The sequence below is a fragment of the Streptomyces sp. ADI95-17 genome (assembly GCF_003846175.1).
GTDB lineage: Bacteria > Actinomycetota > Actinomycetes > Streptomycetales > Streptomycetaceae > Streptomyces > Streptomyces sanglieri.
In genome coordinates this window covers 1124198-1147963 of the sequence record NZ_ML123046.1, presented here as the reverse complement: position 1 = coordinate 1147963, position 23766 = coordinate 1124198, and the positions used below count along the sequence as shown (strand labels likewise).

Genomic DNA, 23766 nt, shown 5'->3' with positions numbered 1-23766 from the left:
GATGGGCCGTTGCGCGCCGTTCGGAGGCCGGGGCACAGCTCTCAGAGCAGTTCGAGCCGGCGCAGGTCAGTGACGTACTTGGCGATGAGGGCCGCCGACAGATGGGGGATGTCCTGGCCGGGGCCGACCTTCGCGGCGTGCACGGCGGCCTGGAACCGGTCCGCGGGTACCGCCGAACCGGGGACGGCCTCCCCGGGCTGCGCGAAGGCGTGCAGCAGGGGCAGCACCGAGTGCTGACGCTGCCTCTCCGGCAGGGCGCGGAGCGCGGCCGTGATGCGGGTGAGCCATTCGCCGTAGTCGTCGATCCGCCGGATCGGGTGACCCGCGTCGATGAGCCAGTCGACGAAGGTGTCCAGCGAGATGCCGTCGTCGTGCGGGTTCAGCACGTTGAAGGTCCGGTAGCCGTCGGTGGCCCGCGCGCCCAGCGCGGTGACGGCCTCCGCGGTGAAGTCGACCGGCAGACCGTCGTAGTGCGCGCGGTCACCGGTCCGGTAGAACGAGGCCGGCGCGATGCCGGTGGCGAGCAGGCTCAGCAGCAGGCGGGTGAACAGGTCGGGGACGTTCAGCTGCCCCTGGTAGCTGCTGTGCGCGAGGATCATGTCCGACCGGAAGACGGTGACCGGCAGGCCGCACAGGTCGTGTGCCTCCCGGAGCAGGACCTCCCCCGCCCATTTGCTGGTCGCGTACCCGTTGGCGTAGCCCTGGTCGATCCGCCGCACCGGGCCGGCGCCGCGGATGTCGGCGTCCTCTCCGAGAGCCGGCATCCCGGCTCCGGCCTCCACGGCGACGGTGGACACATAGGTGACGGGCTTGATCCGCGCGGTGAGCGCCAGCCTGATCAGCTCTGCCGTGCCGACGACGTTGGGGCCGAACAATTGCCGGTACGGCAGTACGTGATTGACCAGGGCAGCCGGGTGGACGATCAGGTCCACGGTGTCGGCCAGGCCGTTCCACGTGTCCTCGTCCAGGCCCAGGTGCGGCTCGCCGATGTCGCCCGCGAGTACGTCCAGGGTGCCTTCGGCCAGATCCCGGTACCGCCGGAGCAGTTCCGCGTCACCGCTGTCGAAGGCCTCCTCCAACCGCTTCGCCGCAGCAGCCGCGTCGCCCGCGCGTACGACGCAGATCAGCTTGCCGCCCGAGGACGCCAGCCGCTCCAGCCATTCCAGGCACAGGAACCGGCCGAGGTAGCCGTTGGCCCCGGTCAGCAGGACGGCTTGCACGGCACCGCGGGGGCGCGGCAGCGCCGGAGCGGCGGCGAGCGTCCGCGCGCCGATGAACTTGTCCAGGGTGAGGTCACCGGCGCGGACTTCGGTGCTGTGCTCGCCGTGTACGGAAGCGAATGTGGGCCGCTCCGCTCCTGACTCGCGCTCCGCCTCCATGTATCTCGCCAGCCGGGCCAGATCGTTGGCCGGGCTGATGACCACCCCGACCGGAAGCTCGATGTGGAAGATCTCCTTCATGAGGAGCGAGAACGACAGCGCGGTCAGGGAGTCCCCGCCCAGGTCCGTGAAGTGCGCGTCGGCGCGCAGAGCGGTGTCCGGACAGCCCAGCATCGCCTGGACGGCCCCGGTGACCGTCTCCAGCACCGGCCGGTCCGCAGCGGCTCGACGCAGCTCGCGCACCTCCCTGACCTGGCCCTCGGCGATCTCGTCGTACAGCCGGTCGAGAGCCTGCCCGTAGCGCTCCCTGAGCCTGGGTCGCAGCAGTTTGTGGCTCTCGGAGAGCAGGCCGTTCTCCGGGCTGAAGGGTTCGGCCTCGATCAGGAAGTCACGCGGGATCTCGTACGAGTTGAGCTCGGCCTCCCGGGCCATCTGCTGGAGCGCCTCGCTGAGCAGCGACTTGAGCGAACCGGATCCTTCGCCGCCGTCGGCCCGAACGCCGGGCGCGGGCACCACCACCGCGAGCAGGTAGGCGCGTTCGCTGTTGCCGTGCACATAGATCTGCCGGATGAGGGGGCTGCCGGCGAAGACGGTCTCCAGGCGGGAGACGGCCACGAATTCGCCCTGGGACAGCTTCAGGGTGTCCTTGGTGCGGTCGACGTAGACCAATCGGTCGGGTCCGAGCTCGGCCATGACGTCGCCGGTCCGGTAGTAGCCGTCCTCGTCGAAGATCTCGGCGGTGACCTCGGGCCGTTTGTAGTAGCCGGGAATGATGCTTTCCGTCTTGAGCAGCAGTTCCCCGCGCGGATGCGGCAAGTCGGTGCGGAAATAGCCCAGTTCCGGGACGTCGGCCAGCTTGTAGTCGATCACGGGCGGGCGTTGCACCACCGTGTCGAGCAGGACTCCCCCGGCCTCCGTGGAACCGTAACCGGTGTACAGGTGGAGGTTCAGGCAGGACTCCACGAACGCCGCGACCTCCGCGGACAGCGGGGCGGTCCCGCAGAACGCCTTGGCGACGCGTCCGCCCAGGAAGTTCTCGCGCAGGTCCGTCATGACCGCTGTCCCGACGTCCCCCGGCTCGCCGGCTCTGCGGCCCAGTTCACTCCGGTACTGCTGGAAGAGCATGTCGCACAGGCGCGGGACCATGGTCAGCTCGGTGGGCCGGATCAGCGCGATGTCCTCGAACAGGGTGGACAGGTCGCTCCTGGCGGTGAAGTAGCCGACACCGCCCCGCACGAGCGAGCCCATCAGGGCGTAGCGGCCGGCGAGATGACTCTGCGGCATGTAGAGGATGCTGACCGGGGGTCCGTCCGCCGCCCCGTAGTTGAATCCGTACCACGCGGTGCCGACCAGCCGCTGGGTGTACATGGCCCCCTTGGGGGTTCCGGTGCTGCCGGATGTGTAGATGAGCAGGGCCAGCGGATCGTCTCCGGCTTCGGCGGTGAACAGCGGGGCGGGCGGCAGGCCCGCCCCGCGTTCGATCAGCGTGGCCAGTGAGTCGATGACGACCGGGCGACCGGCTTCGGACAGGCGGCGGCGGGCGGACTCGAAGGCGGTTCGCTGGTCGGTGACTTCGGGACGGTGGTCGAAGACGATCACGTGCTGGATCGAGCTTTCCCCGATTACGGCTTCGACGGCGGTGTCCAGTCGCTCGATGCTGGTGGCGAGTGCCCGCGGCTCCGTCTCCGCGATGATCGGTGTCAGCTGGGACAGCGGCGCACTGGACTGCAGAGGCACGGCCACGGCACCGGAGTGGATGCACGCGAGGTCGAGCGTCGCGTAGTCGGTGCTGGCGAAGCCGAGGATGCAGATCCGGTCGCCCGCGCTCAGCGGATGCCGCGGGTCGTGGTGCCAGGTGCCGGCCACCGCGCGGACTCTCGCCCACAGTTCGCGGTAGCTGATGGTGTCGAACCTGGGGAGCAGCCGCCCTGTCGAGGCTTCCTCGGCGCGTTCGCCGAGGGCCGGCCGGTCCCCGTAGCCCTCCAGTACGGCCGCCATGACCTCGGCGAGTCCCTTGTCGGGGTCATGCACTGCCGCGGTGACCGCCTCCAGTGGCTCGGTCATGATCAGGCCTCCCTCGGCGTCCGGTGATGCCGGCGCGTCCTGGCTGTGGACGTCGCCGTGCCCTTGATTGCGTGTGTCGGCCGGCCATGGAATCGGCAGGTCACCGCGCGCAGCGGCCCGCGGTGACGTGCGCGAGGTGTGGCGTCCGGCCGTGGCCGTGTCCGTGGCGCGCGTGCCCGCGGGCGCGCGCGGCCTCACCAGCTGACCGGCAGCGCGTCCACCCCGCGGATCAGCCGGTTGGTGCGCCAGGAGATCTGGTCGACCGGCACGGCGAGGCGCAGACCGGGCAGTCGGCGGAGCAGTGATTCGAGCACGACTCGCAGCTCCATCCTGGCCAGCTGCGCGCCGAGGCAGTGGTGCACGCCGTGACCGAAGGTGACGTGCGGGACGTTCCCCCGGTGGAAGTCGATCTCCTCCGGGTGGTCGAACACTTCGGGATCCCGGTTGGCGATCCCCAGCTCGGCGACCACCGCGTCGCCCGCCCGAATGGTCTGCCCGCTCAGCTCCACGTCCTCGATGGCGATGCGGGTGAAGCCGGCGGACGCGCTGATCGGGATGATCCGGGAGAGTTCCTCGACCGCGTCGGGCACCAGTCCGGGGTCGGCGACGAGTTTCTGCCAGAGATCGGGTCTGGTCAGCAGCGTGTAGACGAAGTTGCCGAGCTGGTTGGCGGTGGCCTCCTGGCCTGCGGAGAGCAGGCTGACGCCGAGGCTGACCAGTTCCTCGTCCAGGAGCCGGTCCTCCTCGTCCGCCACATTGGCCAGCTCACCGAGCAGGTCGTCGGTGGGGGTGGTGCGGCGGAGTGCGACCAGGCCGGCGAGGTAGTCGTTGAGGTGCCCCCGGGCCGCCATGGACTGCACCGGATCGGACAGCATCAGCAGGCCGTCGACCCAGACGTTGAAGCGGTCGCGGTCGGCGACGGGCACGCCGAGCAGTTCGCAGATGACCGTGATCGGCAGCGGCCAGGTCAGCGTCTGGGTCAGGTCGGACGGCCCACCTGCGGCGAGCATGGTGTCGAGCAGCCCGTTCACGATGTGCTGGACGCGCGGGCGGAGCGCTTCGACACGTCGTACGGTGAACGAATTGGCCACCCGGCGCCGCAGTCGGCTGTGCTCCGGCGGGTCCATGCTCAGCATGGAGGTGCTGGGCAGACCGGTGGCGACCGTGCGGGGGATGTCCTCGCCCACGGCGGCGGCGCGGCTGAACCGGGGATCGGCCAGTACCGTCCTGACGTCCGCGTGCCGTGTGACCAGCCAGGCGTCGCCGCCGTAGGGCAGACTCACGCGCAGCACCGGCTGTTCGCCGCAGATCTCGGCCAGCTTCGGGTCCACTTCGAGTCGGTCGACCGGGCCGAACGGGTAGGCCCGTGCCCCTTCCCCTGTGGCGGTCATCGTGTCGGTCCTTTCAGTCCTGGCAGATGGTTGCCTGCGCATACGTGGTCACTGGTGAAGGGGGTTCAGGACAGGGCCGCGCTGCGCCCGCCGTCGATGACGAGAGTGCTGCCGGTGATCCACGCGGCGCGTTCGGAGACCAGGAAGCCGACCGCCTCCGCGATGTCGTCGGACCGGCCGATGCGCCCGAGGGGGATTTCGTCGGACCAGTCCACGGAATCGTTGCCGAGGTAGTCCACGATCTTTTCGCGCGCCTCGTCGGCCCCTGGTGTCATGACGTTCCCGAGAGAGAGGGCGACGACCCGGATTCCTTGCGGCGCCAGTTCGGCCGCAAGCCCCTTGTTGTACGTCTCCAGGGCGGACTTGGCGGCTGCGTAGTGCAGGATCATCGGGTAGGACGCGATGGTGGCAATGGACGAGACGTGTACGACGACTCCGCCGCCGCTCTCCCGCATGGACGGCACAAGTGCGGAATTGAGGCGGACAGCGGCGAGGAAATTGATGTCCACCGTGTACTGCCAGTCCTTCTCGATGTCCAGCGCACTCTGAAAGGTTCGGCAGCCACCTGCGTTATTGACGATGATGTCCACTCCGCCGAGATTTTCCAGAGCGATATCCGCGAACTCTCGCACTCCGTCCGGCGTACTGAGGTCTGCTCTGACGAATTTGGCTGCGGACGGAGTCTGCTCGGTCGGGTTGCGGGCAGAGGTCACGACGGTGGCGCCGGCGTCGAGCAATTTCTGCACGATCGCGGCGCCAATACCACGGCTGCCGCCGGTCACCACGGCCCGCTTGCCTTCCAGCTCACCGGCGAACTTTTCTGTCTTTTCGGTAAGGCGATCTCGGCTCACTCCGGGTTCCGCCTCCTTTCCTGCCTCAACAGGCCTGTCCGCGCAATTGATCGACAATGGAGGCGATCGCGGTGACGCGGAATCACGATGACCACTATCAACGGCCCCTCCGATACGGTCAACCTGATTATTTCGATGCACTGGATCGCATAATGCGATACAAGCCGGAATGACCTCTGCGAGCTGGACACCGATTTCGGCAGGGTCGATAATCATGCGCTACCGGTGTGCGGCAGCAACAATTCCGCGTGAGCAGTGCCGACAAATCTGGAGGAAAAATGGCCACCCTGGACGAGCCGTTCACCCTGGGCGACCTCACGGTCCCCAACCGGATCGTGATGGCCCCGATGACCAGGATGCAGTCCGCCGGCGGCGTGCCGGGCCCGGACGTGGCGGAGTACTACGCCCGCCGGGCGGCCCACCAGGTCGGACTGATCATCACCGAGGGCACCTACATCAACCGGGCCGCCGCCGCCGCGTACGACAACGTGCCCTGCTTCTACGGTGAGGAGTCGCTCGCCGGCTGGGCCCACGTGGTGCGGCGGGTGCACCAGGCCGGCGGCAGGATCATTCCTCAGCTGTGGCACACCGGGGCCGCGCGCTTCGGGACGGAACCGCCTGCGGAGGGCCCGTCCGGGCTCGGACTGGACGGCGCACCGGCCGGTCGTGCCATGACCCGGCGGGACATCGACGAAACGGTGGCCGCCTTCGCGGAGGCCGCCGCAGCCGCGGAGCGGCTCGGGTTCGACGGTGTGGAGCTGCACGGCGCGCACGGCTACCTGATCGACGACTTCCTGTGGCGCGGCACCAACCGGCGTACCGACCGCTACGGCGGAGACCCGGCCTCCCGCGCCCGTTTCGGCGCCGAGATCGTGCAGGCGATCCGCGCGGCCGTCGGTCCGGGCTTCCCGGTTCTCTTCCGGCTCTCCCAGTGGAAGGTCGACCACTACGAGGCCCGCATCGCGGAGAACCCGGACGAGCTGGCGCAGTTGCTGGCGCCGCTGACCGAGGCCGGTGTCGACGCGTTCCACGCCTCCACCCGCCGCTACTGGCTGCCCGAGTTCGACGGCAGCCCGCTCAATCTGGCCGGCTGGGTGCGCAAGCTCAGCGGCCGGCCCGCGGTGACGGTCGGCTCCGTCGGCCTGGACCAGCAGTACGGTGTGGGCGAGTTCGCCCAGGGCTTCACCGAGCAGGCCGGCCTGACCGGCATCGAGGAGTTGGTGGCCCGCCTGGAGCGCGACGAGTTCGACCTCGTCGCCGTGGGCAGGACGCTGCTGGCCAACCCGGACTGGGCGGCGAAGGCGCTGCGCGGTGAGCTGGCCCAGACCGTCCCCTACGACCCGGCCGTGCTCAAGACCCTGGTCTGACCGCGGCACTGCCGCTGCGGGTGCGCGGGGGATCCAGGCGGTGGGCCGGCGGCCCAGGAGCTGCCGGCCACACCGTGGAACGTTCCGCGTCACACAATCGCATTCACTTCGCCGCTGACCGAAACCGCGGAGCCCAGCACGTCCAGGAATGCTCTGCCGCGGCTGCTGAGGTGCAGATCGGGCATCATGGCCACGCCGAGGGCCGAGGGAGGCACCTCTCCGGCGATCTCGACCGATCGGACCCTCCCGCCGTCCAGAGTCCGCGCATGGGCCGCGCGTTGGTACATCAGGGCGAACCCGGAGCCCGCGGCGACCAGTCCACGCATCGTCTCAAGACTCGTCGTCCTGATCACTTGCGGCATGGGCACGCCCGCAGTGGCGAACATCGTCTCGAAATGGCGGAGAACGGCCGGGACGTCCAGGGTGACGAGCGGAAGGGCGGCCAGCTCGTCCAATCCGGTCGAGCCGGTCATGCCCATGGGGTCACCGTCCGCCAGCAGGGCGTGGACGGACAGCTCGGCCAGGGGGTGGAACCTGGCACCGCCCGACAGGAAGTCGTACGTCACGGCCAATTCGCACCGGCCGTCCTGCAGCAGCTCCAACAGCCGCTCCGATGACTCATGCACGTTCAGCTGCAGGGCCGTGTACCGCTCTTCGGTCATCCTGCGGACCAGGGGCAGCAGGAATGGGGCGATCGAGAAGAAGAAACCGACGTCCAGCCGGCCGGCGGTGTGGCCCGCCAGGGCGTCGCCCTGAGCCTTGAGGTTCCTGGCCTGCCCCAGCAACGCGCGTGCCTCCCTGAGCAGGTGCCGGCCGCTCGGGGTCAGGGTGACGCCGCGGGCGTGATGACGGAGCAGCAACTGCACACCGAGCTGGCGTTCCAGCTTCATCACGGCGGAGGAGACCGTCGACTGCGACGCGCACAGCCTCTCCGCCGCCTCCGATATGTTGCCGAGCTCCGCGGATACGACGAAGTACCGCAACTGCGTCAGGCTGAAGCCCAGGCGATCGCTCATCGCGCACCCCCGGAGTACCTCTGACGCGCGGACCGTTCCCGCCCGGAGGCGCAGTGTTCGCGGAGCCATTCGTGGACGGCGAGCGCGGTCGGCTCCGCGTACTCCTCAAGCATGGAGAAGTGGTCCCCCGCCACTTCCGTCCGTATGTGTTCCAGTGGCCAGTCGGCGCGTGCGTCGTCGCCGAGCAGTTCGATCAGGGTCCTGTCCTCCGCGGCGCTCACCAGAAGGGTCGGGGTGGTCACCGGCAGCGGGCGCCAGCCTTCGAGCAACTGCGCGTACCACGCCATCGCCGTGAGCTGGTCGTCGAGGACGGGCAGTTGGGGGAATCGGTCCATCAGCCGTCGTGTGAGCACCGACATTCCCCGGATCATGGCGGTTCCGGCCGACTGGAGCGTGTCGAGCAGCACCAGAGCGGCGGGCGGAGCACCGGCCTTCTCCAGCCGTCGTACCAGCTCGTGGGCGACCCATCCGCCGGAGGAATAGGCGGCGAGTGCGAAGGGCCGGCCCTCGAACCGTCGGATCAGTGTCCCCGCCAGCCGGTCCGCGGCCGCTTCCAGGTCCGCCGGAAGCGGCTCACCGGTGCCGTATCCGGGGATGGAGACCGTCCGCACCTGGCGGCGGCCGCGGAGTGCTGCCGCGAACTTCACGTACTGGTGGGCCCCGGTGGGGGCGATGAGGGAGGGCAGGCAGACCAGGGCCGGTTCCTGATCGCCGTCCGACAGCCGCAGGGTCTCCGGCTCCGGCCCGGCTCCAGTCGCGGAGGTCGGCCGGAGCCGGGCGGCGATCGACAGCAGGTCACCGGCGTGCTGCGGGGTGCCGGTCCCCACCGCCGTGCGGAAGAGCGCGGCAATGGGCTGTGCCGGTGCCGTGGCGGGAGGCGCGGACGGCTCCGGCGGCCGGACCCCGGTGTCGGGGACGGGTGTCGCCGCCGGCGCGGGGCTCAGTCGAGCCAGCAGGGCGTCCACCCGAGGGCCGCCGGCCGCCATGAAGTGGTCGGTGAGTTCCTCGACCGACTCGGCGTCGAAGAGCAGGGTGGACGGAACCTCTCCGAGGTCCTCGCGCAGCGCGGTGGTGAGCTGAAGGACGAGGATGGAGTCCATCCCGTAGTCGCTGAGCGGGGCGGAGAGCTCGATCTTGTCCGGCGGAATGCCGAGGGTCCGCGCGGCCCGGTCCCTGAGGTATCCGGCCATGGTGCCGGCCCGGCTCTCCGTACCGGCACCGGACGCGGCGGCTGTCCCGTCGGCCGGGGGCCGTGCCGGGGCGGGGCGGGGCTGCGGGGATACGGTGACCTGCGCAGGGGGCTCCGGGAGCGCTCGCGGAGCAGGGGTCTCCCGCCGCGCGGGCGGGGCCACTGTCTGCCGGGCGATCCCGTCGCTCTCGGCGGCGATGATCTGCTGCCCGAGCTCAAGTGTCTCGGGCAGCACGGAGACGACGGCGGAGAAGCCCTCGCTCACCAGCACCTCCCGCCAGTTCGCGGGCGACAGCGCGGGTGAACCGGGTACGCGCAGCGCGTGGTCCTCGAAGAGCCACCAGCCCTCCAGCAGTCCGAACGTGAGATGGCTGGAGACATCGAACGCCGCCAGTTCGTTCAGCAGGAGCCATCCCCCGTCGCGCAGCGCCGCCTTCGCGTTGCGGATGGTGTTCCGGGTGTCGCGCGTCGCGTGCAGTACGTTCGCGGCGATGACCAGGTCGTAGCTCCCGCTCTCCACTCCCTGCCCGGCCAGCGGCTGTTCCGCGTCGAAGCGGGCGTAGGAGAGATACGGAACGTCCGGTCCGTACTCGGTCCTGGCGTGATTCAGGAACGCCTTCGAGAGATCGGTGTACGCGTAGGTCTCGATGTGGTCCTGGAACGGGCGCAGTGCGGCGAACATCCCGGTGCTGGTGCCGCCCGTACCGGCGCCGATCTCCAGGATGCGCAGGCGGGCGGCCGGGTCCAGACGCAGCCGCTCCGCGACGACGGCGGCCGCGGTGTCCGTCATGGCGCGGTTGTACATGTCGGCCACGCGGTTGTTGCGGTATGTGCCTTCGACGAGTGCGACGGAACCGCGCGGGAACAGGATGTCGGTGGGCCTGGTCCTGCCGGTGAGGATGTCCGGCAGCGCACCGAGTGCGGCATCGAGCAGAGCGAGCTCTGCCGCCTTGTCCGGATCCGCCGACCATTCCACGCGGCGCCGGTCCCACTCACGGCCGAGGACGTCCAGCGGCGGGGCCGACGGCGGCACGATACGGAGCGCGTGGTCGAGCCAGGTGTCGTACCGCTCCAGGATTCCGGCCCGCCCGCGCAGCGCGGCCACGTCGCCGCGAGTCGGCAAAGTACCGGGGTCGCGGAGGCCGCCGAGTGCTTCCAGGTGTCCGCGGACCATGCGCGCGAGGAGCGGATCGCGTTCGCTCCTGCGCCACTCGGCGATCGCACGCATCGCCTCCCATTCGGACGGCGCCCCGGTCGCCGCCACGACGGCGGCGGGCGTGATGCGGGACCGCGCCCTCTTGTGGACCGTGAGCCGGGTCGCCGGGTCGATCCCCGCGATGGCGTCGGTCTTCCGCAACTTGATGAAGCCCAGCTGACGCTGCGGCCCGCGCAGCAGCGTGTCGAGTGCCTCCATCGCCTCGGGCGGCTCGATCGAGAGGAGGCCCCAGCGGCCCATGTGTTCCCGGTGGAGTTCGGTCGAGGCGCTGCCGATGCTCCCCCACCACCCCCAGTTCATCACCTTCACCGGGTACTCCCGGTGCCGCGCGAGGAATTGGGCGTAGGCGTCGCTGAAGGTGCATCCGGCCGCGTAGTTGCTCTGGCCCGCGGCGGTCGTGAACGACTGGACGGACGAGAAGAAGAGGACGAAGTCCAGGGGCTCGTCCGCGAAGACCTCTGCCATGGCCACGCTGACGTCGGCCTTCGCGGTGAGGCCGGCGCGCAGCGTCGTTTCGTCCATGCGCGCCAGGCTCTGGTCCCGCAGGTCCAGCGCCGCCTGGACGACGCCGTGGATCCGCGGGTGGTGCCGCCTGATCTCCTCGTATGCGGTGCGCAGCGAGGCGGGGTCCGCAGCGTCGGCGGAGAGGTAGCGCACGCTGCCGCGCCCGGTGCAGGTGCTCAGCTTCGCCTCGATCGACGCGTCCTGCGGGCGCCGCCCGATCCAGATCACATGGGCGCCGTGGCGCCGGACGACATGCCGGGTCCATACGGTGCCGAGCCCGCCCGCACCTCCGATCACGACATAGACACCGCCTTCCCGGTACGCGTCCCCCTGTTCGGTGCCGGGCTCGACCGGTACCCAGCGCCGCACCAGCCACTGGCCGGCGCGGCGCACCAGGGTGTCGCTCTCCGCGCGGTCCGGGAGTGCCGGCAGGTCCGCGCCCGGGTCGGCGGTGTCGAGGTCCGCGCGGCGGACCGACCAGTTCGTGTACTCCTGCCCGAGCGATCCGAAGAGGCCGTGCAGCCCGGCGTGGGCAGGTGCCGTCGGCTCGGTGTCGTACGTGGCCAGGGCGCTGCGCGTCACCAGTGTCACGGCGAGCGGACGTGCGTCGTGTCCCGTGCGGACGAGGGCCTTGATCATGCGGAAGGCCGCGATGACGCCGTCCTCCTGGGCCGCAGTGAAGCCGGCGGTGTCGGCAGGCAGCAGCGCGCCCCGGTTCTCCGGCGCCGCATCGGGCGCGATCCAGACGAGGTGGCCGACCGGCGCCAGGTCCCGGAGCCGGGACGCGATCTCGTCCGTCGATGCGCTCGGCGCGAGGTCCCACACCGTGGCCCTCGGGTACCGGCGGACGAGCCCGGACCGCTGCCCGGTGGTCCCTCCCACCACGAGGACGTGTTCCGCGAGCGGCAGGGCGCGGGTGCCGGAGGCGTGCCCGGACACGGGTTCCCAGACCGGTGCGAACAGTGCGGGTGCCGGTTCCTTCGACCGGCGCGAGGTGTATCCGGTCATCCGGACGCAGACCTCCCCGTCGCCGTCGACGAGGTCCACGTCGAGCCGGCTCAGCGCGGTGGCCGTCCGGGTGCCGTCCGCGACACGGACGACAGCCCACATCGAGGCCGTGCAAGGTGCGAAGAGTTCGAACCTGTCGAGCGCGAACGGCACGACGGTCTCCACGGCGGCCCCGCCGTCGGCGAGTTGCAGCGCGATCGAGGACTGGATGGCCGAGTCCAGCAGCGCCGGGGGCAGTACGTACCCGGTGTCGGCGGGGTCCGTCCCGGCCGGCAGGTCGAGCCGTGCCAGGACGGTGCCGGAACCGACGTGTGCCTCGCGGACGGCGCGGAGAGACGGCCCGTGGACGATGCCCATCGCCGCGAGCGCCGCACGGACGCGTTCCGCGGATACGGCAGTCCCGCACATCGCGCGGAGCGACGCGAGGTCGACGCGGTCGGGGCGGGCCGTGCCGGAGAGGGCCACGCGCCCGGTGGAGAACACGACCGGACCGGCGTCCCCAGCGGTGTTCGAGGCGATCTCGAAGGTGAGTTCTTCGCCCTCCGCCGGCCTCACCAGGACATCGATGCCCAGCGGCTCGTCGTCGAGGGCGAGCGGCCGTACCCAGGTCATGTCGCGTATCAGCAGGGGTGTTGTCGCCGCCGTGCCCCACGCACGCACCGCCGCCTCCCGTGCCATTTCGAGGTGGGCGGCGCCCGGGAGGACGCGCTGCCCGCGCACCGTGTGGTCGCGGAGGACGGCCTCGTCACCCTTGAAGAGCGTCGAGGCCCGTAGCGCTCCGGGGAGTTCCGTCACCGTCGACGACCGGTGGATCAGCGGATGGTTCGGGACCGGCCGGCCGGGGGTGGTGACGGGCACAGGTGACAGGGGCGGCGTTCCGGCCCAGTGGCTCTCTCCGGCGAACGGGTAGACCGGCAGCGGGATCCGGAGATGGTCCCCCGCCGCGAACGCCGCCCCGTAGTCGAGGTCGACGCCCTGCGCGAAGTACCTGGCGAGGGCGGTGAGGTCCGCGCGGTACGGAACGGCATCCGCTTCGGAACCTGTCGGGTGTGCGCAGCGGCGGAGGCATTCCTCGCCGTGGCTCTTCTCCGCACCGGCACCCGCACCCGCGGTGCCCTTGCGCGCCGGCACCGCCCTGCCGGTGAACGCCCTTGCTCCGTCCAGCCCTTCGTCGAGGATCCGCAGCAGCTCCGTGCGGTCCGCCGCCACGCAGGCGAACCGGTGGGCGAACCGGTCCCGGCCGACGGCGAGCGTGTGGGCGAGGTCGCCCAGATCGGGGTGGTCCTCGCGGCGGCAGTGCTCCGCGAGCCGGTCCACTTGCTGAACCAGCTGTTCACGTGAGTGCGCGGAGAGGACCACGAGATACGCGGGACGTGGCGTACGGGCGCGGGCTCGGGCGGCGGGAGGCGCTTCCTCGATGACGAGATGCGCGTTGGTGCCGCTCGCGCCGAAGGAGCTGACCGCGCCGCGTCGCGGTCCGCCGTCGGCCGGGGGCTCCCAGTGGTGGCTGCGCGTACTCACGTAGAAGGGGCTGCCTTCGAGGCCGACGGCGGGGTTGGGCTTCTCGAAGTGGAGTGAGGCCGGGATCTGCTGGTGCCTCATCGAGAGGAGGACCTTGAACACCCCCGCGACGCCTGCGGCGAACTGGGTGTGCCCGAGGTTCGTCTTGACCGAACCCAGGGCGCAGTAGCCGGACTTGTCCGTGCCGGCCCGGAACGCGCGGCTCAGCGCCGAGAATTCGATGGGATCGCCGAGGGAGGTGCCGGTGCCGTGCGCCTCCACGAGCCCGATGGACTCGACGTCGATGCCGAAGGACTCGTAGATGTCGCGCAGCAGACGCTCCTGCGAAACGGAGCTGGGCGCCGTGATGCCGTTGGTCGCACCGTCGTGGTTGGTGCCGGTGGCGCGGACCACGCCGTGGATGTGGTCCCCGTCGGCGATGGCGTCATCGAGCCGCTTGAGCACCAGGACACCGACGCCCTCGCCCGGCACGAAGCCGTCGGCACGGTGGTCGAAGGTGTGGCAGCGGCCCGTCGCGGAGAGCATTCCGGCGCCGTCGGCCAACTCGTAGAGGCGCGGCGTCGACTGGACGAAGACACCGCCCGCCAGTGCCATCTCCGTCTCCCCCGACCAGAGCCCCCGGCACGCCAGGTCGATCGCGACGAGCGAGCTGGAGCACGAGGTGTCGACCGCCAGCGCGGGGCCCTTCAGATCGAGGAAGTAGGAGACGCGGGCCGGGATGAGCGATGCCATGTTCCCCCAGAACGCCTGGGCGGGCGCGTCGTCCCCGACGACCTCCTGGTAGTCGCCCTTGTAGCAGCCCACGTACACGCCGCAGCGGGTCCCACCCAGGTGCCGGCCGGCGTACCCCGCGTCCTCCAGTGCCTTCCACGCCTCTTCGAGGAGCAGCCGCTGCTGGGGATCCATCGCGGCCGCCTCGACGCCCGAGATGCCGAAGAACAGCGGGTCGAACCGGTCGATCCCGTGGAGGAATCCGCCCTGCGTGCAGCGCGCGGAGCCGTCGGCGCCGGTGTCCGCGAGATTCCAGCGGGTCGCTTCCGTGATGAGGTCGTCGCCGTTCGCGAGGTGCGTCCAGAGGTCGTCCAGGCTGTCGGATCCGGGGAACCGGCCGCTCATCCCGACGATGGCGATCGGCGCGTCGGCGGCGGGCCGTTCGGAGGGGCGGGAGCCGGGCGTGGTCCGTGGACGCGCTTCACCGGTGACGGCCGGCGGCGGGGCGGCGGGGCCGATGTCGGCGTACTCCGCGAGCAGATGCGCGGCGAGACGGTCGGCGGAGCTGTGGTCGAAGACGACGCCGGTCGACAGGTCGAGCCGGAGGGCCTCGTTCAGCAGGTGGACGAGGCGGACCGCGAGGATGGAGTCGAGTCCGTAGTCGGCGAACGCGAGCCCGCCGTCGACCTCGTCCGGCGGCATGACCAGCACCTGCGCGATCGTCGCGCGTACGGTGCCGGCGACCCATTCGTCACGTGTGACATCGGGTGCGGCGTCCGACGCCTCGTCGGGCGTCGTGTGCGGCCCGGCCTTCCCGGACCGCGGTGCGGTCTCTTCGGGCCGCGGTGCGGTTGCTTCGGGCCGCGGCCCGGCCTTCCCCGGCTGCGGCCCGGCGGCGACCGGAGTCGCGTCGGGCGCCGCCTCCCGGACCGGTGCCAGGTCCCCGACCCAGTACCGGTCCCGTGCGAACGGGTACGTCGGCAGGGATGTCCGGCGGGGCGACGCGTCCCCGTGCAGCCGCCGCCAGTCCAGCTCCACTCCGCCGACCCAGAGCGCGGCCAGCTTGTCGTGCTTCCCCTTGCGGACCCATCGTTCGACCAGGAGTTCCCGGAGGTCGTCGTCGGCCGAGATCTCTGCGACGGCGCCCGGGGCCTGTCCGGCGCTGCCCCGGTGGAGGCCGGGTGTCCCCACCCCGTCCCCGTTCTCCGCGTACCCGCGCAGTACCCGCAGGAGCTCGGGCAGTGAGGCGGCGGTCACCGCCAGGCGCTCCTTCATCGCCTCACGCCCGACCTGGAGGGTGAAGGCGAGATCCGCCAGGCCGACCGCCGCCCGCTCGGTCTCCCCGCGTTCGAGGAAGGCCACCAGGCGCGCGGCGGAGTGCCGCAACCGCTCCGGTGTGCGCGCGGAGAGGACGACGAGCTGCTCGCCCTCACCGGACGCCGGCCGGTCCGGGGCGGGGTCCGGCACGTACTCCTCAAGGATCACGTGGGCGTTCGAGCCGCCTGCCCCGAAGGACGAGACCGCCGTGATCCGTGGTGTCCGCGACTCCCACGGTGCGAGTGTCCGCTGGACGAAGAACGGCGTCTCCTCGAACCTGATGCCCGGGTTCAGCTCCTGTGCGTGCAGGCTCGGTACGAGCGTGCGGTGCCGAAGCTGGAGTACGGCCTTGGTGATCCCCGCGATCCCCGCGGCGGCCTCCAGATGCCCGATCACCGACTTCACGGAGCCGATCGCGCAGAACTGCTTCTCGTCCGTGGACTCTTCGAAGGCCAGCGAGAGACCCTTCACCTCGATCGGGTCGCCCAGCTCCGTGCCGGTGCCGTGCGCCTCGACGTAGCTCACCGCCCGCGCCGGAACCCCGGCCCGGGTCAGCGCGTCGCGGATCAGTTCCGCCTGGGCGGTCGGGCTCGGCACCGTATAGCCGTGGGACCGCCCGCCGTGGTTGATGCTCGTCCCGCGCACCACTGCGAGGACCTGGTCGCCGTCGGCGAGAGCGCGCGCGAGGGGCTTCAGCAGCACGGCGCCCACGCCCTCGCCGGGCACGAACCCGTCACCGCCGCTGCCGAAGCTCCGTACCCGGGCCTGCGAGGACAGCATGGTGGAACGGCACAGCTCGACGTAGTCGGAAGCATGCAGATACAGGTTCACCCCACCGGCGATGGCCAGCTCGCAGGATCCCCGGCGCAGGTGCTCGCAGGCTTCGTGGACCGCCGTGAGCGAGGAGGAGCACATCGTGTCGATCGTCAGGCTCGGGCCGTGGAGGTCCAGGACGTACGAGGTACGGGCGCTGAGCGAGGCGAAGGAGAGCGAGGGCACGACCGTTTCACCGGACGGCAGCCGGGCCGCGCCGTGCCGTGCGTGGCCGGACTTGGTCACACCGGCGAAGACACCGACGCGCCGCTGATGGCGTCGGGCCAGTTCCTCGCGCGTGTAGCCCGCGTCCTCGATCACTTCCCAGGAAGCCTGGAGGAAGAGGCGCTCCTGCGGGTCCATGGCGTAGGCGTCACGCGGTGCGATCCGGAAGAAGTGCGGATCGAACGCGTCGAAGTCCCGCAGGAATCCGCCCCACTTGCTGTAGCTGCGCCCGGTGGCGACGGCTGTGTCGCGGTCCGGCTCGTAGAACCCGTCCAGCGGCCAGCGGCCGGGGGGAATCTCCGTGATGCAGTCGCGTCCCGCCGTGAGGTTCGCCCAGAACTCTTCGGTGTTCTCGGCCTGCGGATAGCGCCCGCTCATCCCGATGATCGCGATGGCGTCGTCCGGCGCGGGCGGGCCGGGAGCGGTGGCTGTTGCGGGTGTGTGCCGCGCCGCGGGCACCCGGACCGGGCCGGACGGGCCGTCGGTCCGCGCACCGGGGGCCGGCGGGGTGGATGCCCCGGCGAGCTCCCCGGCGATGGCGCGCAGTGTGGGGAATTCGTAGAAGAGCGTCGTCGGGACCTCGCCGTACGTCGAGGACAGCTCCCGGTTGAGCTGTACGACCATGACCGAGTCGAGGCCCAGGTCGTCGAGCGGCCGGTCGGCGTCGATGTCGTGGAGGGGGAGCCTGGTGACCCTGGCGAAGAGCTCCATGACCGACCGGAGCGTCTCCCGGTCCGGCCGCCCGGCAGCCGTGTCCGGTGCGGGCGCGGCGGCGGGCGGGGGGACGGGAGCGGGCTCGGCCGGCTCGCCGTGGTGCACCCAGATCTGGTCCTCGCCGACCCGGCCCAACCGCCAGGCGCTCAGGAGGGCTTCGAGTCCGGCGTCCGACTCCATCGGCACGAGACCGCGGCTGCGCCGGAGGTACGCGCGGGTGGCGTCGTCGACCGCCATTCCGCCGTCCTTCCAGAGCGGCCAGGCGATCGCGACCGTACGCCCCGACCGTTCGGCGGCCGCGACGCGCGCGTTGCGGCGGGCGGCGTACTCGCCGAGATGGCCGTTGGCCGCGGCGTAGTCGGACTGGCCGGGATTTCCGGTGACCGCCGTGCCGGAGGAGAAGACGAGAAAGGACTCGATGGGCATGTGTGCCGTGGCCCGGTCCAGGTGCGCCACTCCGTCGACCTTCGGGGCGAGGACCTTGTCCCACTGCTCCGTCGTCTTGTTCGTGAGGTACGCGTCGTGGATCACGCCTGCGGCGTGGACGATTCCGTGGATCGCTCCTGTCTCCTCGCCGACCCGCGAGACGAGGTGGCGGACCTCCTCCCAGCGGGAGACGTCCGCGACGGCGTACTGGGCCACCGCACCGGCTTCCCGCAGTTCGGCGAGCAGTCGACCGATTCGGGCGTCCGGTGCCGAGCGTCCGACGAGCACGAGGGTCGGGCGTACGGCGTCCCGTGCGATCCGGCGGGCGACGACGGCGCCGATGCCACCGGCGCCTCCGGTGATCAGGTAGACGCCTCCCGAGCGCCAGGGCATGCCCGTGCCGTCGGCCGTGGAGGGCACCCAGCTCCGCACCCGGCGTTCCGTGCCCCGGTGCAGAACGAGTGTGTCGTCCGTGTGCCCGGCGTTCTCCAGGAGGATCGCCGCGATGCCGTCCGCGTCGCGCTCGCCGTCGAGAGCGAGGATCTGCCCGGAGATGTGCGGACTTTCGAGCGCCGTCGTGCGCAGAAATCCCGCGAGCGCGGGCCCTACCGCTTCGTCGCCGTCCGCCGGTGTCACGACCTGCACAAGGGTGGCACCGTCGTGCGCCTGCCCGGCGAGCCCCCGGACGATCTCGAAGACCTGGCGCGAGAGGTCGGTGAAGCGGGTCTCCGGGCGCCGTTTGGCGGTCGTGACGGCGTGGCAGCGCACACCCGGCAGACGGCGCTCCACGCTGTCCCGCAAGGATGCCGGCGCTCCGCAGAGGATCACGGCATGACGTGTGTACGCCGTTCCGTCGGCGAGGTCCCGCGACGCGGGCTTCGGAGTCCAGCGGGGTACGAACAGCGTCGTGGCGGCCGAAGGGCGTTGTCCTGCAACGCTGTTGGTCTTCCCCGCGCTGTCGGGGAGCCAGTACCTGTCGCGTGCGAACGGGTACGTGGGCAGGTGCGCGCGCCCGGGCAGGGCCAGGCCGGCGGCCTCGTACAGCCGCCGCCAGTCGACCTCCTCCCCGGCGCTCCAGCGCGCGACCGCGTCGGCGAGGCCGTCCCGCGCCGGCCGCTCGCCGTGCTGCGCCCCGCTCATCCGTCCACCGTCCTGCCCGCTGATGAACTCCCTCAATTTCTCGGCGAGTTCCCGGTGGGAGGAGACGACCCAGCCGATCCGTTCGGCCATGGCTTCGCGCCCGGTCTGGAGCGTCCACCCGATCGAACGGAGCGGAGCGGGACCGGTCGGGCCCTCCAGGTGTGCGAGCAGGTTCCGCGCCCGCTCACACAGCTGCTGCTCCGTACGGGCGGAAAGGGGTACGGCGACCCGGCTCCCGGGGACGTCCGTGTCCTGCGCCGGACTCGTGTCCGCCGTCCGCCCGATGTACTCCTCGATGACTACGTGGCAGTTCGCGCCGCCGAATCCGAAGCTGCTGACCCCCGCCCGTCGCGGGGCGAGGCCACCGTCACGGTCGCGGGGCCGCTCCCACGGTTCATTGGCGCGCACGATGCGGAACGGACTGCCGTCGAGCTGGATGTAGGGGTTGATCCGGTCGCAGTGCAGGCTGCGCGGAAGGGTGCCGTGTTCCATCGCGAGGACCACTTTGAGCAGCCCGGCGATGCCCGCGGCGGCTTCCAGATGACCGATGTTTGTCTTCACGGAGCCGAGCCCGCAGGTCGCGGTGGTGTCGCCGCCGAGCTGCCGGAACGCGGCCTGGAGCGCACGCACCTCGACGGGGTCGCCAAGGGCCGTGCCGGTGCCGTGGGCCTCCACATAGCCGATCGTGCGGGGGGCGATGCCGCCCATCGCCCGCACCACGAGGTCCGCCTGCGCGGTGCCGTTGGGCGCCGTGAGGGAGTTGGCCCGCCCGCCGTGGTTCTCCGCGGTCCCGACGATCACGGCGAGGATCGCGTCCCCGTCGCGCTCCGCGTCGGCGAGGGGCTTCAGTACGACGGCGCCGACGCCCTCGCCACGTACGTAGCCGTTCGCCCCGCTCGCGAAGGTCCTGCACCGTCCGTCCGGGCTCAGCATGCCGGCCCGCCCGGCGCTGACGAAAGTGTCGACGCTGAGCAGGAGGTTCACCCCGCCCGCTATCGCGGCGTCGCACGCCCCGGAGCGGATGGCCTCGACGGCTCTGTGGACAGCGACGAGCGAGCTGGAGCAGGCCGTGTCGACGGGCTGACTCGGGCCGTGGATGTCGAGCACGTACGAAATACGGTTGGCGAGCATGGAGTGGGCGTTGCCCGTGGAGGTGAAGGCGTCCGGCGCAGTGCAGTGGGCCGCGAGCAGCGTCGCGTAGTCGGTCCCGGAGACACCGAGGAACAGTCCGGTGTTCGCCGGCAGGCCGGAGGGGGCGTGGCCGCTGTGCTCCACCGCGTTCCAGACCGTCTGCAGCGCCAGCCGGTGCTGGGGGTCCATCAGCTCGGCCTCGCGCGGCAGGATGCGGAAGAAGGCGGCGTCGAAGGCATCCACGTCGTCGAGGACGGCCGCGTGGTGCGGAAAATCTGCCGCCTGTGCGATTCGCGCATAGTCCGCGTCGTACCGGTCGAGCGGGAAGGCCGTGACGCTGTCGGTCCCCGCGGCCAGGTTCGCCCAGTACGCGTCCAGATCGGGTGAGCCGGGGAACCGGCCCGCGGCTCCGATGACGGCCACCGGGAGGGATAAGTCCGCCGGTGCCGGGCGCTGTGGGACGGCCGGCCCGGCGTCAGGAGCCCCGGTCGGCTCCTCAGCCGTTCCGGCCGTGGCTCCAGCCGTTACGGTCGTCTCGCCACCGGACCGGTTGCCGGGGCCCGGGTCGGGCTTCCCGGCGGGGTCCGGTGGGAGTGACCGCCGGTACGCCGCGCGCAGCGGGCCTTCGTGCTCCGTGAAGAGGTGCCTGCCCAGTGAGTCGAACGTATTGCGGTCGAAGAAGACCGCCGGGGTCAGATCGATACCGAGCCGCTCGCGTACCTGCTGCGACAGGGTGATGAGCGAGATCGAGTCGAAGCCGAAGGCATCGAAGCCGGTACGGGCGTCGAGTTCACCCGCATCGAACTTGAGAATGCCGCCCGCCATCTCCCGCAGCTCGTCCACCGCGAAGGAGATGACGTCGTCGCCCGCCTTCCCCGGTGTCTCCCGGTCCGCGGCTTCGGCTCCGTCCACCGCTCGTTCGCTCACGTCCCGGTCCTTTCGCGGTCCTTCGTCATCGCCGCACCACAGGTCGCGGAGCACACCGACCACCTGGCCGTTCCGGTCCAGCAGGCCGACGGACCCGCCGAGTCCTTCTCCGACGGCGGTCACGTCGAAGACGATGTACGCGACCGGGACGCCCCCGCCGCTCCCGTCGGTGAGGAGCCGGATCTCGTCGATCCGGTGGGGCGCGGTCCGTGCCCAGTGCGGTGAGCCCTGCCGCTTCGCTTCGGCCTGGAGGCCCTGCGCGATGGCGGCGAGGACATGCGGAGCGAGGGTGACACCCGGCTTCACATGGTCCCGCTGGAGTTCGGGGGTGCCGACCTTGAGCACCAGTCGCCCGTCCGGCAGGCGGAACGCGCTCTTCGTGCCGCTGAGTTGCGGCGCGTATCCGATTCCGCCGTCCGCGAGTTCCGCGAGGAATTCCGCCGGGGACTGCGGCTTCGCCCGGTCGGGCGCGAGCACAGCGGCGGCGATTCCCGCGAAGTTGTCCGCGCGGGGGTGGCCGGAGAGCGGCGTACGGTCCTCCTCACCCGCCGGCACGTCGAACGCCGCTACGGGCATCCGGGCCCCCGCCTCGTCCTGTGTGAACACGAGTCCGGAGGCCTGTTCGCCGTCGCGGGGGCCGAGGACCGTCACCAGGCGGGCGGCGCTCGTCCAGTCGACCGGGCCCAGGAGGCGCAGCCGGCGCACGACCGACCCGTCGGCGAATCCGGAGACCTTCGTCGTGGCGATCGCCAGGTCGATGACGAAGGTCGGGACCACGCCGCGCTTCCTGTCCTGCCGCCCTCCCGTGGTGCACCCGTAGTCGAGGAGATCGTCCAGGTGCACATCGAGCACGTACCGAAGTCCGTCGGCGTCCGAGTCGTTCCTGCCGAGGAACGGATGGAGCTTGTCGCGCAGGGCGAGCGGCGCGATCACGGACGGCGCACCCTCCTCCGGGGTGACCCAGCAGCGCACGCGCTCGAAGGGGTACGCGGGGAGCGAGACCCGTCGGGGCGCGCGTGCTCCTTCGTCGGCGCCGCGCCAGTCGACGCTCCTGCCGCCCACCCAGGTGGTGGCGAGCTGCCGCAGCCCCTCGGTCCGCGGGCCACCGCTCGCGAGCGCCGCACCGAGGTCCCGGCCTCCCGCCAGATAGCGGTCGACGGCGGCGACGGCTTCCCCGGTGGTCCTCGCGAGGAACGCCCAGCGGTGCGGGAGTTCGTTCTTGCCTACGCGGAGTGTGAACGCGACGGCCGCGAGGTCCGGCTCCGCGCCGGTGGCCAGGTACGCGCGGAATCGGGTGAGATATTCCTCCAGGGCCGAGTCGTTCATCGCGGAGAACACGAGGAGTTCCTCGCGCCCGTCCTGTGCGCCGTGCGGATCGCGGTCGGGTCGCTGGTGCTCCTCAAGGATGATGTGCGAGTTCATCCCTCCCGCGCCGATCGAAGTGATCCCCGCCCGTCGGGGGTGTGTGGTCCTGCGTCCCTCCACGGTTGTCACCGCGGGTTCCCACGCGGCGAGTTCCCGCTGCAGACGGAACGGTGTACGGGAGAAGTCGATGTCCGGATTGGTCACCGAACTGTGCAGCGAGGGTGCCAGTTTCCCCTTCTGGAACTGGAGGACGACCTTGGCGATGCCGATCATTCCGGCGGCGTGCAGCAGGTGTCCCATGTTCGACTTGACGGAGCCGATCGCACAGAACTCGGTGTCCTTCGTGTACTTCTGAAAGGCCGTGGTCAGCGCCTTCACTTCGATCGGGTCGCCCAGTGACGTCCCGGAGCCGTGCGCTTCCACGTAGCTGATGGTCCGTGGATCGACTCCCGCGTCGTCGATCGCCTTCTCGATCGCCCGCGCCTGCATGCGGGGACTGGGGACGGTGAATCCATTGCGCACCCCCGCGTTGGCGAGGGCCGTTCCCTTGATGACGGCGTACACATGGTCGCCGTCGCGCTCGGCCTCGACGAGCGGCTTGAGAACGAGGGCGCCGACGCCCTCCCCGAGTATGGTCCCGTCCGCGCCCAGGCCGAAGCTCCGGATGACATCGGAGGTCGCCGTCGTGAAGTGCTCCTGTGACGAGCTGATGAGGTTGTACGGGTGCAGCAGCAGGTTCACTCCGCCCGCTACCGCCATCCGGCATTCGCCGGCCCGGAGCATCTGCACGGCCTGGTGCACACAGGTCGAGGAACCGGAACACATCGTGTCCACGAACATCGAGGGACCGGTGAATCCGTAGAAGTACGAGAGCATGTTGGGCAGCGTCGCCGTGTAGCTGCCGCTCGCCGGGGAACCGCGCGTCAGACTGTTCTGGAATCCGTACAGGCCGTAGTGGTTGCTCATGGAACCTGCCAGTACGCCGACGTCTCCGTCGTACTGCCGCTGGATCGTCTCGCGTGAATAGCCGGCGTCTTCGAGCGCCTCGACGCCCGTCTGCAGGAACAGGCGGACCTCGGGCGACATGTTCTCCGCGTCGCGCTTGGAGATACGGAAGTAGCGGGGATCGAACATCTCGATGTCGCGGAGGAAGGTTCCGGTACGGATGGAGCTCTTGCCGAGGACGCTGCGGTCGCGGCTGTAGACCGCGTCGTAGTCCCAGCGTTCGCGCGGTACTTCGCGGAACTCGTGGCGGCCTTCGCCGAGCACGGACCAGAGCTCGCCGAGGGTGTCGGCGCCGGGGTAGGTCCCGGAGATGCCGATGATCGCGATGTCGTGGCGGTCGTCGCGCGGTCCGGGTGCGGCGGGGGTGCTGCCGGTGTCGGTGGCGGTCGGCGCGGGTGCGGCGGGAGCCGGCGTCTCGTCCGTCCCGGCCGCGGGTGCTTCGGGTGCGGGCGGCGGCGTCGGGGCTTCGGGTGCGGCCGGCGGCGT

At 70.9% G+C, this 23766-nt stretch carries 6 protein-coding genes; 1 reads left to right on the top strand and 5 read right to left on the bottom strand.

Annotation, left to right across the window (positions count from 1 at the left end; all coding sequences use genetic code 11):
- Window positions 1-41: 41 nt before the first annotated feature.
- The 3 genes from car to EES42_RS18795 all read right to left on the bottom strand — a co-directional run bounded on the left by car (window position 42) and on the right by EES42_RS18795 (window position 5685).
- Window positions 42-3443 (bottom strand): carboxylic acid reductase, encoded by a 3402-nt coding sequence (gene car, locus EES42_RS47295; protein WP_124719339.1) that lies wholly within the window; start codon window positions 3441-3443, stop codon window positions 42-44.
- A 194-nt stretch (window positions 3444-3637) separates the two neighbouring features.
- Complete coding sequence (locus EES42_RS18800; protein WP_124719338.1) at window positions 3638-4834, bottom strand: cytochrome P450; 1197 nt, start codon at window positions 4832-4834, stop codon at window positions 3638-3640.
- A gap of 65 nt (window positions 4835-4899) precedes the next feature.
- Complete coding sequence (locus tag EES42_RS18795; RefSeq protein ID WP_241196452.1) at window positions 4900-5685, bottom strand: SDR family oxidoreductase; 786 nt, start codon at window positions 5683-5685, stop codon at window positions 4900-4902.
- 278 nt (window positions 5686-5963) lie between these two features.
- On the opposite strand from EES42_RS18795, the gene EES42_RS18790 reads away from it, so the two are divergent.
- Entirely contained in the window at window positions 5964-7052 is a 1089-nt protein-coding gene (locus EES42_RS18790) for an NADH:flavin oxidoreductase (RefSeq protein ID WP_124719336.1), read from the top strand.
- 89 nt (window positions 7053-7141) lie between these two features.
- On the opposite strand, the gene EES42_RS18785 is transcribed toward EES42_RS18790, so the two are convergent.
- A complete protein-coding gene (locus tag EES42_RS18785; RefSeq protein ID WP_124719335.1) occupies window positions 7142-8068 on the bottom strand; it encodes a LysR family transcriptional regulator in 927 nt (308 codons plus the stop codon).
- Window positions 8065-23598, bottom strand: coding sequence for an SDR family NAD(P)-dependent oxidoreductase (locus EES42_RS47290; RefSeq protein ID WP_277426132.1), 15534 nt, complete (start codon window positions 23596-23598; stop codon window positions 8065-8067). The genes EES42_RS18785 and EES42_RS47290 overlap by 4 nt, the downstream gene beginning before the upstream one ends.
- Between the last annotated feature and the right edge of the window lie 168 nt (window positions 23599-23766).

Coding starts and splice junctions, on each gene's coding strand:
- EES42_RS18785 (WP_124719335.1), bottom strand. CDS start 8,068: ATGAGCGATCGCCTGGGCTTCAGCCTGACGCAGTTGCGGTACTTCGTC.
- EES42_RS18790 (WP_124719336.1), top strand. CDS start 5,964: ATGGCCACCCTGGACGAGCCGTTCACCCTGGGCGACCTCACGGTCCCC.
- EES42_RS18800 (WP_124719338.1), bottom strand. CDS start 4,834: ATGACCGCCACAGGGGAAGGGGCACGGGCCTACCCGTTCGGCCCGGTC.
- car (WP_124719339.1), bottom strand. CDS start 3,443: ATGACCGAGCCACTGGAGGCGGTCACCGCGGCAGTGCATGACCCCGAC.